Source organism: Bifidobacterium criceti, assembly GCF_002286935.1.
Classification (GTDB): Bacteria; Actinomycetota; Actinomycetes; order Actinomycetales; family Bifidobacteriaceae; genus Bifidobacterium; species Bifidobacterium criceti.
Window position 1 is genome coordinate 53,515 of the sequence record NZ_MVOH01000005.1, and the last position, 16,265, is coordinate 69,779.

The following is a 16,265-nucleotide window of genomic DNA, read 5'->3' on the forward strand; positions in this document are numbered from 1 at the left end:
ATGGCCGGCGCGACGATGGACGTGAATATCGTCTCCGCTGACCATCCGGTTTGGAGCGGAACGGCGAAGTCCGTGCTCGTCCCCGCCTATGCGGGCGGCATGGGCATCCTGCCCGGGCATGAGCCCGTCCTCTCCGTCATCCAGGAAGGTCCGCTCGTCATCACCGAACCCGACGGCACGAAGCATTCGTTCGAAGTGACCGACGGATTCATCTCGTTCGATTCGAACAAGCTGACCGTCGTCGTCGAACACGGCCGCACGATGGCGAACCAACCGATCGACGAAACCGGCATCCAGTGACGCTCACGTCGACATGACATATGGCTGCGCCCTCCACGCACACACGTGGAGGGCGCAGCCATATGCGTCGCCGCGCACGCGCACGTTGTGCGAACGCGCGCCACGCGGTATCGTGGTGCCCCATGCGAATCATTGTTGCCGACTGCAGCGCGCGGTACACGGGACGTCTGCAGGCGACGCTGCCGCTTGCGCGCCGCGTCCTGCTCATCAAAGCGGACAACAGTCTGCTCATCTTCTCCGAACTCGGCTCATACAAACCGCTCAACTGGATGGCGGCGCCGTGCACGATCAAGGACATCACACCCGAACACGCCGACGACGACGTGACGACGGGGACACCTGAGAAAGTCATCCGCGCGTGTTCGACGAAATCGGACGATGTACTCGAAGTGACCCTCCAACACATCCACGCCGACGACACGTACGACCTCGGCGAGGATCCGGGATTGACGAAGGACGGCGTCGAAGACCATCTGCAACGCTGCCTCGCCGAACAGATCGAACGCATCGGCGCAGGCGCGAAACTCGTGCGCCGCGAATACCCGACGGCGATAGGCCCCGTCGACATCATGGCCGTCGACGCCGAAGGCACGCACGTCGCGATCGAAATCAAACGACACGGCGGCATCGACGGCGTCGAACAACTCACGCGGTACTGCGAACTACTCAACCGCGATCCGCTCATCGCACCTGTGCGCGGCATATTCGCGGCGCAGACGATCGCGCCACAGGCGCGCGCGCTCGCGACCGACCGTGGGTTCGAATGCCTCATCCTCGACTACGACGACATGCGCGGCGCCGACGACGGCGCGTTGCGTCTCTTCTAGACGTCACCAACGACGAAAACGGCTGCGGCCACGTCATCGATTGACGTGGCCGCAGCCGTTTTCGTCGTGATTCGTGGGGATCGTCGACTCAGTACTTCGCGAGGATGTCGACGACGAACACGAGCGTCGAGTTCGCCGGGATCTCACCATTGTCCTTGTCACCGTATCCGAGGTCCGGCGGCACGACGAGGAGCACCTGCGAGCCGACCGTCTGCCCGACGAGGCCTTCCTGCCAGCCCTTGATCATGTTGCCCAGCACGGCGTCGAAGACCTGGCCGCGGTCCCACGACGAGTCGAACTGCTTGCCGTTGAGCAGCCAACCGGTGTAGTTGACGACGGCCGCGTACGTGTTCTCGTCGATCTTCGGGCCGTCGCCCTTGATGAGCGTCTGCGCGACGAGCTTGTCCGACCCCTTGTACCCGTTCATGTCGATCGACGGCTTGCCGCTCGCGTCAAGCGTGACCTTCGGCAGGTCGGCGGGGACGTCCTTGACCTTCTCGCCTTCGGCCTTCGTATAGTCCTTCGACTGCGAGACGGGCGTCATGATGAGCATGTATGTGTTGTCGTCACCCGAACCGTCGTTGACGCCGATGCCGATCGTCGTATTGAGTTTCTTGCCTTTGAGCGTTGTGTTCGCGATCTGCTCGAGCGTCGCGCTTTCGATGTTCGTCACCCCGTTGTCCGGGTTGTAGACGAGCGAGCAGTCGGGGACGTTGTCCTTCCACGTCGTCGCGACCTCCTCGCCCGATTTCGCGCTGTACTGCGTCAGCTGCGCGCAAATGCGGTCGCCGCCCTTGAGCGCCTCGCCGTTGCCTTCCTGAAGCACAGCGGCGCTATTGTTCTCGATCTTGAGGCCCTTCTTGAACTCGATCTTCGGCTTCTCGCCAGGTGTGCCGCTCGCCTTGACGCCTTCGAGCTTCGGCACCGTCGCGTTCGCTGACGCCGTTGCGGAACCGCTTGACGACGCGTCCGGCGACCCCGATCCACACGCCGCGATGCTTACGCATAGAGCGAGCGCGCCGACGGCCGATGCGGCGCGTGTGATAGTAGTTACTAGAGAAGTATGTTGCATAGCCACCACAGTAACGCCTCTCCCTGATTTATCCGCGGAAACGGTAAAGGAGTCGTGAAGGGGCACGGCTTGTAGAATGGATACGTGATGAACGACGGTCAACAAGAAGAAACGCGTGCGCCGCGCAGACATCCGGTGCCTTCGCGGCACGCGAAGATCATGCGCGGCATCGTGACGCCGATTTTCGGTTTGCTTGCCGTGACCTGCATCGTGTTCGGCATCCTCAACCAGACGATATGGAAACCGAGCCGTGAGATCACCGCGGTCGCGCACGTCGGCGACACTCGGTATGTCATCGTCGATCCCGGTGTCCTCGACCTTGTCGATACACTCGTCGACATGCGCGCCGAAGCGGCATCGGTCACGCCCGCAGCGAACGGTGCATCGACCGTGGACGATACGGCGACCGATGATGCGAACGCGGGGGACGCGGCGAAGGAGCCGCAGACGTGCATCGCGATCACGAGCCCGAAGGACGCGTCCGGATGGCTTGCGGGGGAGCCGTATACGCGCGTGACCGGGCTTGACACATGGAGTACGCTGTCGACGGTCAAGGAGAAGGCACAGGGCACCGCGTCGGCGTCCACACAGCAGGTCGCGTTCGCCGATTCGGACATGTGGGCCGACACGTCGTGCGGGGATGGGAGCGCGTCGTTGCGTCTTTCGGATGCGAAGGCGACGCAGGTCGCGATCATCGATTTCGGCGGCGACGCGTCGGACGCGACGATCAGCATGCATTGGACGCGCCAGAGCGTACCGGACTTCGCGATGCCGTGGTACTTCGGCGGCGGCCTGTGCGCGATCCTCGCGGTCCTGTCCGCGTCGGTCTTCGCGATGGATCCCGAGAGCCGGCGCAACCGTTTCGCGAAGTTCGTCAAACCGCGCGAGAAAAAGGAGCGTGAGGAGGAGACGACGACGATCACGGCCGCTGTCGCAGGCACGTTCGCAAGTCTCAAACCGCGCAAACGTCCGAAGTCCGCGGATGGCAAGCCGCGCGGCCGACATGGGCGCCATGCCGGCGCGGCCGCGCCCGAGAGCGAGGACGGTCCGCAGATCGTCGACCCGATGTCGCGCAACCTCGTAGCCGAACAGGCGCGCCACGCCGACGACGGCCCCGCGCGCACGTCGTCGTCGGATGCGTCGTCGGACGAGGCGACATCGGTCATCACCCCTGAAGAACTCCAGGCGTATTTCGCACGCCTCGTCGAGGAGACCGGACCGATCCCCGTCGTCAGGACGGATACGGACGAGACGCCGGACACCGGGGACAACGGGGGAACCTCCGATGATGACGGCGCCGCAGAAGACGCAGACACTGTCGGCGGCACTGCCGAGAACACCGTCGAGGAAGTCGTCGAGAATACCGATCGTGCGGAAGATACGGACACGTCAGAGGACACGGCCGCGGACGCCGACACGGACGTGGCGCAGGCCACGGTGACGGTCGACACGGCGGACGACGCGACAACCAAGGAGAACGAGTGATGAAACGACGTTCACTGACCGCAGCGACCGCGGCCGTGCTCGCGCTCGGCATGACGTGCGCGCTCGGCGCATGCGAGGGCACGGTACCGACCGTCAAAGCGCCGACATCGGCCGCATCGGCGACGCCCGACCTCACCGAAGCGCAGGAGCGGCAGATCCGAACGGACCTGCTCGCGACGATCAAGGAGTGCAACGACACGAAGGATCCCACGAACCTTGCGCAGGCGATGAGCGGACCGGAACTCGAGATTCGCACAAGCGAACTCAAGGTCGCGCAGAAGAACGGCAACCTCGACCCGAAGACGACGATCCCGGACGACCTGACGCAGACCGTCATCCCGACCGACAACGGATGGCCGCGCGCCGTGTTCTCGATCACGACGACGACCGAGGACCAGCAGTCGGAACGCCTCCTCGTGTTCACGCAGGGCGACGCGCGCGAGAACTACCGCCTGTGGGGCGTCACACGTCTGTTCCAAGGCGCGAAGATGCCGAAGTTCACCGTGCCGACGATCGGTTCGCAGATGGGGCATGAGGACGACACGAACCTCGTCATGACGCCGAAGGAAGCCGTGACACGCTACGCCGACGTCCTGCAGCATGGTACGAAGAGCCAGTACGCGGGCGATTTCGACGCCGACTATTTCCGCGACAACCTCACGCAGCTTTCGGCGACGGTCCAGCAGGGCATGGAACGCAACAAAGGCACGCAGGAGCAGACGTTCACGCCCGTCGAAGGGCAGATGCAGGTCATGCGGTCGTCGGACGGCGGCGACCTCGTCGTCGCGCAAATCGATTCCGTATGGACGCGCACGGCGGGCGAAGGACGCGAATCACAACCGGCGTCGGACGCCGAACGTGCGATTTTCGCGGACGGCAAGGCGACGAGCACAATGAAGGCGACGTACGTCAACGTCATCGCGCTCTATGTGCCGCCGGAGAAATCGGGGCAGAAAGTGCAGGCGGTCGGCGCGGAACGCCAGGTCGTCAAAGTCGAAGCCGTCTGAGCGCGGCCACCGGCGCGAGCGGCGCACGGCGCGCACAGGCAGCGGAGCAACCATCGAAAAGAGGCAATCAATCATGGCACAGGATTTCAAACCGGGCATCTCGCTTGCGGGAGCGGTCGACCTCGAGGCGCTCAAGCACCAGACGAAGGCGGAACCGGGGCAGACGGGCGGCGCTCCCGCGGCCGGCGGCTACGTCATCGACGTGACGGAACGCAATTTCCAGGCGATGGTCGAATCGTCGGCGACGTTCCCGATCGTGCTGCTCATGTGGGTCGAGACGGACGACCGCTGCTTCCCGATGGCACAGGCGGTCGGCGACGCGGTCAACGGCATGAACGGGCAGCTGCAGCTCGCACGCATCGACGTCGCGAAGGACCCGGCGATCGCGCAGGCCTTCGGCATCCAAGGCGCGCCGGCGCTCTTCGCGCTCATCGCGGGCCGTCCGATGCCGATCCTGCAGGGTGTGCCGACCGATGAGGAACTCGAGCAGATCACGACGCATGTGCTGCCGCAGCTCGTGCAGGTCGCCGCGCAGTCGGGCGTGACGGGGACCGCACCGTACATCGAAGGCACGAAGGACGGCGGTGCGGATGCGGCGCAACCCGCCGAGCCGCACGTCCCGCCGGCACACGCCGAAGCGCACCGCCTCGCCCAGGAAGGCGATTACGCGGGCGCGGCGGCCGCCTACGAGCAGGTCCTCGAAGCCGACCCGTCGGATGACCTCGCGCGCCGCGAACGCGCGAAGGCGCTGCTGCTCGCGCGTTCCGCGAACGCCGATGTGCGCGACGTGCGCAAAGCCGCGGCCGATGATCCGGACGATGTCGACGCGCAGCTCGCCGTCGCCGACGTCGATATGATCGGCGGACAGATCGATGACGCGTTCGGCCGTCTCCTCGACTTCGCCGCCGCGCACCGCGACAACATCGAACCGGTGCGTGAACGGATGCTCGAATACTTCCTCATCCCCGACGCCGGCGACGAGCGCGTCGCACGCGCACGCCGCCGCCTCGCGACGCTCATGTACTGAAGTCCGCGAACCAACATCCTTCCGTCGTCCGATACCCTTGACTCCCGTGTGCCGTAAGGCCGCGGGAGTCTTGTGTTCTGCGGATTCGATGGTCGAACACGACGGTATCGTTGATAGACTGTTACCGCTACAACCAAGCACATTCGAGGAAATACAAGGGGACACAAGGAACCATGGGCAAACACGTGGGAAGAAGGACGAGGAACGTGAAGAAGGAACGAAATTCAAGCGTCGAACTGCTGCGCCTCATCGCGATGCTCATGATCGTGGCACATCATTATGTGACGATGAATCCGTTGATCCGGCATCTCGACATGGAACCGATATCCGGTCGACTGTTTGTGTTCGAAGGAATCTATGCACTCGGAAAGATCGGTCTCGTCATCTTCTTCCTCATCTCCGCCTGGTACTTGTGCGAGGAACGGAACCCGACGATCCGCAAGGGGCTCAAGCGCTCATGGATCCTTGAGCGTGAGGTGCTGTTCTATAGTCTGGGATTCATGCTGTTGTTCGTTGTCTTCCGTCCCGACCTCATCTCGAAGAAGACGATTGTCTACTCGTTCATCCCCACCACGTCCGGTCTCGTCTGGTGGTACGTGACCGCCTATGTGCTGTTCCTGTGCCTGTCCCCGTACATCACCGTGGGACTGCGCGCGATCGGCAAGAAGGCGCATGGTGCGCTGTGCATGTTCATGCTCGTCGTGTGGGGTGCCGTCTCGGGCATGCTGCCGTTCGACATGTTCCAGCTCATCGGGCAGAGCTTCATCGATTTCCTGTACCTGTACGTGCTGATGACGTTCTACCGTTGGTATCTCGACGATTGGAGCCGCAAGACGGCGTGGGCGCTCGTCGGTGCCGGTGTCGTGCTCATCATGGGTTCCATTGTCGTGCTGCAGTTCCTCGGATCCGCCCTGCACATCGACGCGTTGCGCATCCACTCCCATTACCTTTCGAGCAAGTGTGTGATGGTGCCGGTCATCATGATCGGATTCGGTCTGCTGCTGCTCGCGGAACGTCGTTTCTTCGTGAACAAGGTCATCAACTATCTCGCCGGCACGACGTTCGGCATCTACCTGATCCATTCATATCCGCCTGTGCGTGAGCTGCTGTGGCACCAATGGTTCGTTGCCGAACGGGATTACCGTATGCCGCACGCGGTGCTGCGGGCCGCCGTGAGTATCCTCATCGTCTTCGTCGGTTGCATGGTCGTGGATTGTATGAGGAAAGCGCTGTTCTCTGTTACGGTCGACCGCAACCGCGGTGGTTGGTTCGACCGCGTGGCCCGTTTCGTCGATTCGCGCACATGGGTGCGTCGTCTCCGTGCCGTCGTGGCCGATGAGCCTGCCGCCGCGGCGGGGGACATCGGCAGTGCGGCATTGCTGAACCAGGCCGATCAGCCCATTCCACCCACTGATGTCTCCGTGTCCCGCGACGCTTGACAGGCGCGACGGGCCGTCACTCCATCGTGTTCGTACCGAACAACTGTTGGAACGACGGCCCTTCGTCGTCGAGTTCGCGTGCGAAATCGTCCTTCCACGCGCCGAACGGACGCCATGAGAGGTCGTCGTTGCTGAAGCGTGGTTCGTCGGTGATCTCGGTGATGCAGAACCGTGGGATGATGAGGTTCGTCACCGGCGTGCTGCGTTGCGCCTCCGCGATGACGAGGGGTGCGTTCGCGCCGCCGAACACGTCGATGTTCCATCCGTCCGCGCCTATCCACGCCGTGTACCGGTTCTTGATGATGACGTCGCCGCCGCGCAACACGAGTTCGGCTGCGATGTGCGCGTCGATCTCCCGTGACGCCTCGTACCGCGTGCCGCCGACGGATGGTCCCTTCACTGCGAGCGCCGCGGTGCGGAACTCGTCGCGGTGCGCGGCGAGCACGGCGCGCGCGTCGAGGTCGGCGGACATCGCGACACGCAGCGAATGCGTCGTGAGGCGTATGCGCAACGCATAGTTGTCGGCGTGCACGAAATAGCTTTGGATGATGAGCGCCGGCGCGTCGCCGTCATCGAATTCCGTCGGCATCGCGTGGCAGAAGAATCGCCGCTCATACTGGAATTCGTCGAGCGGCGGCATCCCATTGATCGTCATGTCCATAATCACAGTGTAGTGGGGTGCGTCCGTAGCGCGTGCCGTGGCGCAACGTCAGGGTTTCGTGTATTGTAGGGATGTGCTATGGGCTTGTAGCTCAGTGGATAGAGCGTTCGCCTCCGGAGCGAAAGGTCGTGGGTTCGAACCCCATTAAGCCCACCCGTTGGCCCCGTCCTGATTCGTTCAGGACGGGGTTTCGCATATCCGCCTGCATATCCGCATTGGTGCGTGTGCCCACAACGTGGCCGATGGCGCACGCGCGCAACGTCCACGCCGTTATGATGCCGAATGACCGTGCCGTCAATTGCGTGCGGCACACGACGGCAACAACCATAGGGACATAAGGACCACAAGGAAAGGGAAGCGCTATGTACGAAAATCTCAAGGCGATCGCGACGACCGAGGCGCCCGCGGCGCTCGGGGCCTACAGTCAGGCCGTGCAGGCGAACGGATTCGTCTTCGTCTCCGGCCAGCTCGGCATCGATCCGGCGACCGGTGAGCTCGACGGTGTCACGGCCGCCGACCAGGCCGCCCGTGCGCTCAAGAACATCACGAACATCCTCGCCGCCGCCGGCTGTGGTGTCGAACACGTGTGCCGTGCGACGATCTATCTGCGCAACGTCGAGGACTTCGCCGAAGTGGACGGCGTCTACGCGAAGACGTTCACCGGCACCGTCAAGCCCGCGCGCGTCGCGTTCGGCAACAACATGATCCCGAAGGGCGCGCTCGTCGAGATCGACGTCATCGCCGCCGTTCCGCAGAACTGACATCCGCCCGTTTCGCTCATCGGCACATGGGCGCACTATGCGCCGCGGACCACATCCGCGCGCGGTACAGTGTGCCCATGCGCATGTTCACGACCTATGCGAATGCCTCCGACACCGCGCTCGCGGCTGCGTTGAGCGAGTTTGAGCCATCCGCGTTCCTGCTCGCCGCCGATGGTGGTTCTGCTGAAGCCACCGACGCCGCAGATTCCGCCGGTTCCGCAATCGCGACGCTCACGATCGACCCCTCCCGTCCACGGCAGCCGATCGACGGTTTCGGGGCGTCGCTCACGCAGGCGTCCGCCGCGCTCATTGCGCGTCTGCCGTCCGCGACACGTTCTGCCGTCCTCACCGACCTGTTCAGTGTCCGCAATGGCATCGGCGTCTCGATGCTGCGCCAGCCGATCGGCCCCTCCGACCATGTGACACGTCCGTACCGTTTCACGCGCCGACGCGCCGATATGCGTCTGCGCTCGATTGATTTTTCGCCTGAAATTCGCGAAATCCTGCCGTTGCTGCTCGCTGCGCGCTCGATTCGCGCCCACAGCGCACCCGATGGGGGCCCGCTCAACATCATCGTCTCCCCGTGGAGCGCTCCCGCGTGGATGAAGACGAACCGTTCCGTGCTCGGCAAACGCACATTCACCCGTCTGACCGGGTATCTGCGCCCGCGCGCGTACGGTGCGTACGCCGAATACCTCACCCGGTTCATCGAATGCTACCGTGACGCGGGGCTGCATGTCTTCGGGGTCACACCGACGAACGAACCCGATTATCCGCAATCCCGCTGGCCGTCGATGGCGATGACGCCGGCGCAGCAGGCGCGTTTCGTCGCAAGGTTCCTCGCGCCGTGCCTGCGCGCGCACGGCCTTGGGAACGTCCGCATCATGTGTTGGGACCACAATTATTCGACCGACCATTATCCCGACGGCCGTTTCGTGCGCGAACTGTACGCCGATCCGCGCGCGTACGCGGCCGTCGCCGGCTCCGCATGGCACTATTATGGCGGCGCGTCGCGCACGATGAGCGACATCCACCGCATCTGGCCGGACAAAGGCATCTGGGTGACGGAGGCCTCGGGCGGCGATTGGGGCCCGCGCAATTGGGATGACGCGCTCGTGCACACGTCCGCGCGCATCGTCGCGATGATGAACAACTGGGCGCAGTCGGCCGTATTGTGGAACATCGCGCTCGACGAACGCGGCGGCCCCGACTACTACTATCTACGCAACGACCACCGCCATTCGCAGAACCGTGGACTGTTGACGATCGATACGCGTTCGCGCACGATCACGCGCAACGCCGATTACTACATCCTCGCGCATTTCGCGAAGTTCGTGCAACCGGGTTCCGCCGTCCTCACGCACACGTTGCGCGACGCGCACGGGTTGCATGCGGCCGTGTTTGGCACGACGGACGGCCGTATCGCGGCTGTCGTCACGAACGAACGCGAGTCGCCTGCACGTCTGCGCATAGGCGGTGCGATTGTACGGCTGCCCGCGCGTTCGCTCACGACGTTGTGCGATATCCGTCGATGATCATGCGCGTCCACAGTGGTGGTGGGGGCCGTCCCGTGTTCTGTCTGCTTGGACGGTAGACTTGGTGGAATGAGTCCTGAAGCGTTAAGTGCACTGTTGTATAGCATCGCCCAGCAGCTTGTCTCCGAAGGCCAGGCGGGCGACCTGACCGTTGACCTGATCCCCGGCGAATCCAGATTCGCCGTCATGCGCCCGAAGGATCGCGCGCATGGCGACTGGGCGTCGAACGCCGCGATGCAGCTCGCGAAGCAAGCGGGCATGAAGCCACGTGACCTCGCCGAACTGTTCGCCGCGCGCCTTCGTGATGCGGACGGCGTCATGAGCGTCGAAGTCGCCGGCCCCGGTTTCATCAACATCACGCTTGATTCCGCGTCGGCCGCGCAAGTCGTCGATCGGGCACTCGCCGAGGGTGCCGCATTTGGCCGCAACGACCATCTCGCAGGACGTACGCTCAATCTTGAATTCGTGTCCGCGAACCCGACCGGACCTATCCATATCGGCGGCACGCGTTGGGCGGCCGTCGGCGATTCGATGGCGCGCGTGCTTGAGGCGAACGGAGCCGACGTCGTGCGCGAATATTACTTCAACGACCATGGCGAGCAGATCAACCGTTTCGCGAAGTCGCTCGTCGCGGCCGCGCATGGCGAGCCGACACCGGTCGACGGGTACAAGGGCGCCTACATCGATGAGATTGCGCGACGTGTCATCGTCGAAGCGAACGCCGACGGCATCGATATCCTCGACCTTCCGCGCGTCGATGGCGGCGCCGATGAGAAGGGCGAGCCGCTTGGCGAGGGCGATTCCGCACAACGTGAGGAGTTCCGCAAGCGCGCGGTGCCGATGATGTTCGACGAAATCCAGCATTCGATGCAGGAGTTCCGCGTCCATTTCGACGTCTGGTTCCACGAGAACAGCCTGTACGAGGACGGCGAAGTCGAGAAGGCGATCGACGACCTGCGCGCACGCGGCGACATCTACGAGAAGGACGGCGCGACGTGGTTCGCGTCGACGAAGCACGGTGACGACAAAGACCGCGTCATCATCAAATCCGACGGCAACTACGCATACTTCGCCGCCGACATCGCCTATTACCGCAACAAACGCCACCGTGCCAACCATCCGGCGGACGTCGCGATCTACATGCTCGGTGCCGACCACCATGGCTACATCGGCCGCATGATGGCGATGTGTGCGGCATTCGGCGACAAACCGGGCGACAACATGCAGATTCTCATCGGACAGCTCGTCAACGTCATGAAGGATGGCAAAGCCGTACGCATGAGCAAACGCGCCGGCAACGTCGTCACGATCGACGACCTCATCGATGCGATCGGCGTCGACGCGTCACGCTATTCGCTTGCGCGCACCGACTACAATTCGCCCGTCGACATCGACCTCGACCTGCTCGCGTCGCATTCGAACGACAACCCCGTCTACTATGTGCAGTACGCGCATGCGCGCTCGTGCAACGTCGACCGCAACGCGGCCGCCGCGAACATCACACGGCATGGCGCGGACATGGCGCTCCTCGACACCGAAGCGGACGGCGAGGTCATCGCGATGCTCGCACAATGGCCGTCCGTGCTCGCCCAAGCGGGCGATATGCGCGCGCCGCACCGCATCGCCCACTATCTCGAGGACCTCGCGGCCGCCTACCACAAGTGGTACAACGTCGAACGCGTCGTGCCGATGGCACTCACCGAAGCCGAGGAACGCGCCGACGATGCGACACGTGAGGCGACACGCATCGCGAAATGCCCCGAACCCGCACGCTCCGCCGCACGACTCAAGCTCAACGACGCCGTGCAGACCGTCATCGCGAACGGCCTCGATCTGCTCGGCGTGACCGCCCCCGACAAGATGTGACCCACAACCCCGCAGTGCGGTAAGAGAGGACAGAACAGAAAGGAACGACCATGGCGATAAGCCCGATATGGCCGCAGGACACGACGCGCGACGCCAACGGCGAACTGACGTTCCACGGCATCACCGCGAGCGCGCTCGTCAACGAATACGGTTCGCCGCTCTACGTCTACGACCTTGACGAAGTGCGCTCGCGTGCGAAACATTTCGTCAAGGCCGCCACACGCGCGTTCAGCAACACTACGACACATGTCAGCTATGCGGCGAAGGCGTTCCTGAGCAAGGAGATCGCGCGCATCGTGACCGAGGAGGGCATGTACGTCGACACATGCACGCTCGGTGAAATGAAGATCGCGCTCGCCGCGGGCGTCCCCGGACGCCGCCTCGTGCTGCACGGCAACAACAAAAGCGACGAGGAGATCGCGCTCGCGATCGAGGAGGGTTTCTCGAAGATCGTCATCGACGCGCCCGATGAGCCTGCACGCATCGCCACAATCGCGAAGCGCCTCGGCAAACGCGCGCGCGTCATGCTGCGTGTGACGTCGGGCATCCATGCGGGCGGCCACGAGTTCGTCTCGACCGCGCACGAGGACCAGAAATTCGGTGTCGCGCTGCTGCCCGCCGGTGCGGACACGTCGATCGTCGACAACATCGACGCGCTCGATGATGTCACGCCCGCAGCCGCGAACGCGCTCATGCGCGAGGACGAGCTTGAGGAGTCGGGGGAGACGGAGGCTCGCGCGGAACTCGAACTGCGCTATGATGTGCGCTACCCGTACGATCTGACCGCCGCCGATGTGACGGAGGGCGACCGGCTGCTCGCCGCGGCGATGGAGGTCGTCGCGAATGGTCCCGCGATCGCCGTGCTGCGCGACATCGCGACGTATGACAACCTTGAGCTCGTCGGCATCCATTCGCATATCGGCTCGAACATCCATGACGCCGAGGCGTTCATCCAGGCGGGCAAGCGCATGATGCTGCTGCGCAAGACGTTCTATGCGACGAACGGCTATACGCTTCCGGAGGTCGATCTTGGCGGCGGCTATTCGGTCGCGTACACCGACGATGAGGACCGCATGGACGTCGACCGCGAGCTCGCGCGCCTCGCCGAGGCCGTCACGAAGACGAACCGCCTGCTCGGCATGCCCGCGCCGGTCATCTCGTTCGAACCGGGACGTTGGATCGTCGCGCCGGCAGGTGTCACACTGTACACGGTCGGTGCCGTCAAGACCGTGCATCTTGGTGACGGGTTCACGGACAGCGCTGGCGAAGCGATCCATGAACGCGACTATGTCGCCGTCGATGGCGGCATGAGCGACAACATCCGTCCGGCGCTCTACGGCGCGAAGTACACGGCGGTCCTCGCGAACCGCACATCCGACGAACCTGCGCGCCTGTCGCGTGTCGTCGGTGTCCATTGCGAATCCGGGGACATCGTCGTCGACGAGGTCAAGCTGCCCGGAGATGTGCGCCGTGGTGATATCCTCGCGGTGCCGGTGACGGGCGCGTATGGCCGTTCGATGGCGAGCAACTACAACATGGCGCTTTTCCCGGCCGTCGTCGGCGTCGATGCGCACGGTGCGCATCTGATGATGCGTCGCGAGACGATCGACGATCTGCTCGCGTTCGATGTGAGTGAATGAGCTGTCGAAACTCTGACGGATTCCATATAGGGGAAGCATGGGCGTCGTGCTCATAGCTTCCCCGTACAATATCGGCAGTAGTGCACGCCGCGAAGAAAGGAATGGACAGTGGCAGAACAGAACGCACCGATTCGAGTCGGTCTGCTTGGCGCAGGAACGGTGGGCTCGCAGACCGCGCGCCTGCTCGTCGAACAGAAGGATGAGCTCGCGCAGCGCATCGGTCGTCCGATCGAGCTGTCCGGTGTCGCGTGCCTCGATCCGGAGGAAGTCGACTTCCCGTGGATTGACAAATCGTTGCTGACAAGCGACACGATGAGCGTCGTCAAGAACGCGGACATCGTCGTCGAACTCATCGGCGGCACCGGCGTCGCACGCACGTTCGTGCTTGAGGCGATGAACAACGGCGCGTCCGTCGTGACCGCGAACAAGGCGCTCCTCGCGAAGTACGGCCCGGAACTGTACAAGACGGCCGAAGACAACAACGTCGACATCTATTTCGAAGCGGCGGTCGGCGGTGCGATCCCGATCGTGCGACCCTTGCGCGAATCGCTCGTCGGTGACCAGGTCAAGGACATGCTCGGCATCGTCAACGGCACGACGAACTACATCCTCGACGAGATGACGACGAAGGGACTCGATTTCGACGTCGCGCTCAAGGACGCGCAGGCGAAGGGCTACGCCGAGGCCGATCCTACCGGTGACATCGAAGGCTACGACGCGGCGAACAAGGCCGCGATCATGGCGACGCTCGGCTTCCATACGAACGTCGGCATCGACGATGTGACCGTCGAAGGCATCACGCACATCACGGCGGACGACATCGCGGCCGCGACCGCGGAAGGACGTGTCATCAAGCTGCTCGCCGTCGTCGACAAGACCGATGATGGCGTCTCCGCGCGTGTCTACCCGGCGCTCATCAAGCAGGAGCATCCGCTCGCGTCGGTGCGTGGCTCGTTCAACGCCGTGTTCGTGCGCGCCGAATACGCCGACGACCTGATGTTCTACGGCCGCGGCGCGGGCGGCGCGCCGACCGCGTCCGCCGTCGTCGGCGATATCGTGACCGTCGCGCGCCATATCGCGTCGGGCTGCACGGGACCCGCGATCCGCATGTACAACGACTATCCGATCGCGCCGCTGAGCACGTCGCGCGCGGCGTTCGCCGTGCGTTTCCTGATCCATGACAATCCGGGTGTCCTCGCGCAGATCTCGGCGGTCTTCGCGAAGAACGGCGTCTCGATCAACGGCGTCAACCAGGACCTCAAGCCGACGCTCAAGGATCCGGGATACGACGGCGAGATCCAGCAGCTGCGCCTCGTGACGCATATGACCGACGAGACGACGCTGCGCGCGACCGTCGCCGAAGTGTGCGGGCTCGACTGCGTGACCGGCGATCCGTCGATCATCCGCGTGCTCGACTGATCCGCGCCCGGCTGCAACATAAGCAGTACCGGCGAAGGCTGGCCGCGTCACGAACGCGGCCAGCCTTCGCTGTATCATGAACCGTTGTATGCCGTCTGCGCCGTCGCGCGCATACGGCGCCGTCCCCGCCGCCCATGGCGGGGATCCGAAGAGACGAAGCAAGGTAAGGACAATCCGATGGATCCGGTAACGCGTAAGGTGCACGTGCGTGTGCCTGCGACGAGCGCGAATCTGGGCTCCGGTTTCGACACCGTGGGACTCGCGCTGGACTATCATGACGAACTGGAATTCACATTGAGTTCCGATCCGCTCAACATGGCGGCCCAGGTGATCATCGACGGTGAGGGAGCGGACACGCTTCCCCGTGACGAATCGCATCTCGTCGTCTCGACGTTCCGCCGCGCATGCTCGCGGTTCGGTCTGAGCAAGACCGGTTTCATCCTCGAAGCGCACAACAACATCCCGCAGGCGCGCGGCATGGGTTCCTCGGCCGAGGCGATCGTCGCCGGCATATCCGCCGCGTACGCGTTCAGCCATGACGGCGAGCTCGACCGCGATGTGATCTTCTCGCTCGCCGCCGAGATCGAAGGCCATCCGGACAACGTCGCGCCCGCCGTCTACGGTGGCATGACCGTCTCGTGGACCGATGAGGGCCACCATGAGACACTCGCCGACGGCACCGTCATCAACACCGGTTACCGCACCGTCAACTACATCGTCGACGAACGCATCACGGCGTCGGTGTTCATCCCCGATTTCGAACTGTCGACGAGCAAGGCGCGCGCCGCACTGCCGCCGCTCGTGCCGTTCCAGGACGCCGTGTTCAATGTGTCGCGCGCGGCGCTGCTCATCGGCGCGATGAATCCGGCCGCGATAACCGGCGCACATGACGTCAACGCATTGCTCCTCGAAGCGACCGAGGACAAACTGCACCAGCAGTACCGTTGCCCGCTCATGCCGCCCTCCGCCGACCTCATCGCGAAGATGCGCGCCCATGGCTTCGCCGCGATGGTCTCCGGTGCCGGCCCATGCGTCCTCGTATTGCATGCGGGCGACGCCGACGACGCGATCGACACCGTCGCGGCCGACGAGCTCGCGTCCGGCCATTGGCGCGTGCTGCATCTCAACGTCGACACGCTTGGTGTGCAGGTCGCACGGCTGTAGGCGAGTCGAGTGCGACGGATACGATGGAACCGCTCATTTCATGAGACAGACCGACGCGCGTT

General features: G+C 63.8%; 14 protein-coding genes and 1 tRNA gene. 13 read left to right on the plus strand and 2 right to left on the minus strand.

Annotated features, from left to right (window positions below):
* Positions 1-300, plus strand: coding sequence for a F0F1 ATP synthase subunit epsilon (locus tag B1526_RS01630; protein ID WP_095614392.1), 300 nt, complete (start codon positions 1-3; stop codon positions 298-300).
* A gap of 122 nt (positions 301-422) precedes the next feature.
* Complete coding sequence (nucS, locus tag B1526_RS01635; RefSeq protein ID WP_095614393.1) at positions 423-1,127, plus strand: endonuclease NucS; 705 nt, start codon at positions 423-425, stop codon at positions 1,125-1,127.
* Positions 1,128-1,215: 88 nt separating this feature from the next.
* Here the strand turns inward: nucS and B1526_RS01640 are convergent, their stop codons facing one another.
* Positions 1,216-2,199: an FKBP-type peptidyl-prolyl cis-trans isomerase gene (locus B1526_RS01640; RefSeq protein ID WP_095614394.1), complete on the minus strand. Its 984-nt coding sequence runs from the start codon at positions 2,197-2,199 to the stop codon at positions 1,216-1,218.
* A gap of 87 nt (positions 2,200-2,286) precedes the next feature.
* Here B1526_RS01640 and B1526_RS01645 point away from each other — a divergent pair, with 87 nt between their 5' ends.
* From B1526_RS01645 to B1526_RS01660, 4 genes are all read left to right on the plus strand, one after another.
* Positions 2,287-3,684, plus strand: a complete 1,398-nt coding sequence (locus tag B1526_RS01645) for a GTPase (RefSeq protein WP_235606981.1) — start codon at positions 2,287-2,289, stop codon at positions 3,682-3,684.
* On the plus strand, positions 3,684-4,691 hold the full coding sequence (locus B1526_RS01650; protein ID WP_095614395.1) for a hypothetical protein: 1,008 nt from the start codon (positions 3,684-3,686) through the stop codon (positions 4,689-4,691). Before B1526_RS01645 ends, B1526_RS01650 begins: the two co-directional genes overlap by 1 nt.
* A gap of 73 nt (positions 4,692-4,764) precedes the next feature.
* Positions 4,765-5,718, plus strand: coding sequence for a tetratricopeptide repeat protein (locus B1526_RS01655; RefSeq protein ID WP_095614396.1), 954 nt, complete (start codon positions 4,765-4,767; stop codon positions 5,716-5,718).
* Positions 5,719-5,924: 206 nt separating this feature from the next.
* Positions 5,925-7,157: an acyltransferase family protein gene (locus B1526_RS01660; protein ID WP_157908668.1), complete on the plus strand. Its 1,233-nt coding sequence runs from the start codon at positions 5,925-5,927 to the stop codon at positions 7,155-7,157.
* A 16-nt stretch (positions 7,158-7,173) separates the two neighbouring features.
* Here the strand turns inward: B1526_RS01660 and B1526_RS01665 are convergent, their stop codons facing one another.
* A complete protein-coding gene (locus tag B1526_RS01665) occupies positions 7,174-7,812 on the minus strand; it encodes a CYTH domain-containing protein (protein WP_407640980.1) in 639 nt (212 codons plus the stop codon).
* 86 nt (positions 7,813-7,898) lie between these two features.
* Here B1526_RS01665 and B1526_RS01670 point away from each other — a divergent pair.
* The 7 genes from B1526_RS01670 to thrB all read left to right on the plus strand — a co-directional run bounded on the left by B1526_RS01670 (position 7,899) and on the right by thrB (position 16,203).
* Positions 7,899-7,971: transfer RNA gene (locus B1526_RS01670), tRNA-Arg, on the plus strand.
* A 209-nt stretch (positions 7,972-8,180) separates the two neighbouring features.
* Positions 8,181-8,579 (plus strand): Rid family detoxifying hydrolase, encoded by a 399-nt coding sequence (locus B1526_RS01675; RefSeq protein ID WP_095614399.1) that lies wholly within the window; start codon positions 8,181-8,183, stop codon positions 8,577-8,579.
* A 77-nt stretch (positions 8,580-8,656) separates the two neighbouring features.
* A complete protein-coding gene (locus B1526_RS01680) occupies positions 8,657-10,114 on the plus strand; it encodes a glycoside hydrolase family 30 protein (protein WP_095614413.1) in 1,458 nt (485 codons plus the stop codon).
* A gap of 69 nt (positions 10,115-10,183) precedes the next feature.
* The gene (gene argS / locus B1526_RS01685) at positions 10,184-11,980 is read left to right on the plus strand and encodes an arginine--tRNA ligase (RefSeq protein WP_095614400.1); all 1,797 of its coding nucleotides are present in this window, start codon (positions 10,184-10,186) and stop codon (positions 11,978-11,980) included.
* A 50-nt stretch (positions 11,981-12,030) separates the two neighbouring features.
* Positions 12,031-13,620: a diaminopimelate decarboxylase family protein gene (locus tag B1526_RS01690; RefSeq protein ID WP_095614401.1), complete on the plus strand. Its 1,590-nt coding sequence runs from the start codon at positions 12,031-12,033 to the stop codon at positions 13,618-13,620.
* Positions 13,621-13,728: 108 nt separating this feature from the next.
* Positions 13,729-15,039, plus strand: coding sequence for a homoserine dehydrogenase (locus tag B1526_RS01695; RefSeq protein WP_095614402.1), 1,311 nt, complete (start codon positions 13,729-13,731; stop codon positions 15,037-15,039).
* Positions 15,040-15,216: 177 nt separating this feature from the next.
* Positions 15,217-16,203, plus strand: coding sequence for a homoserine kinase (gene thrB / locus B1526_RS01700; RefSeq protein WP_095614403.1), 987 nt, complete (start codon positions 15,217-15,219; stop codon positions 16,201-16,203).
* Positions 16,204-16,265: the final 62 nt, after the last annotated feature.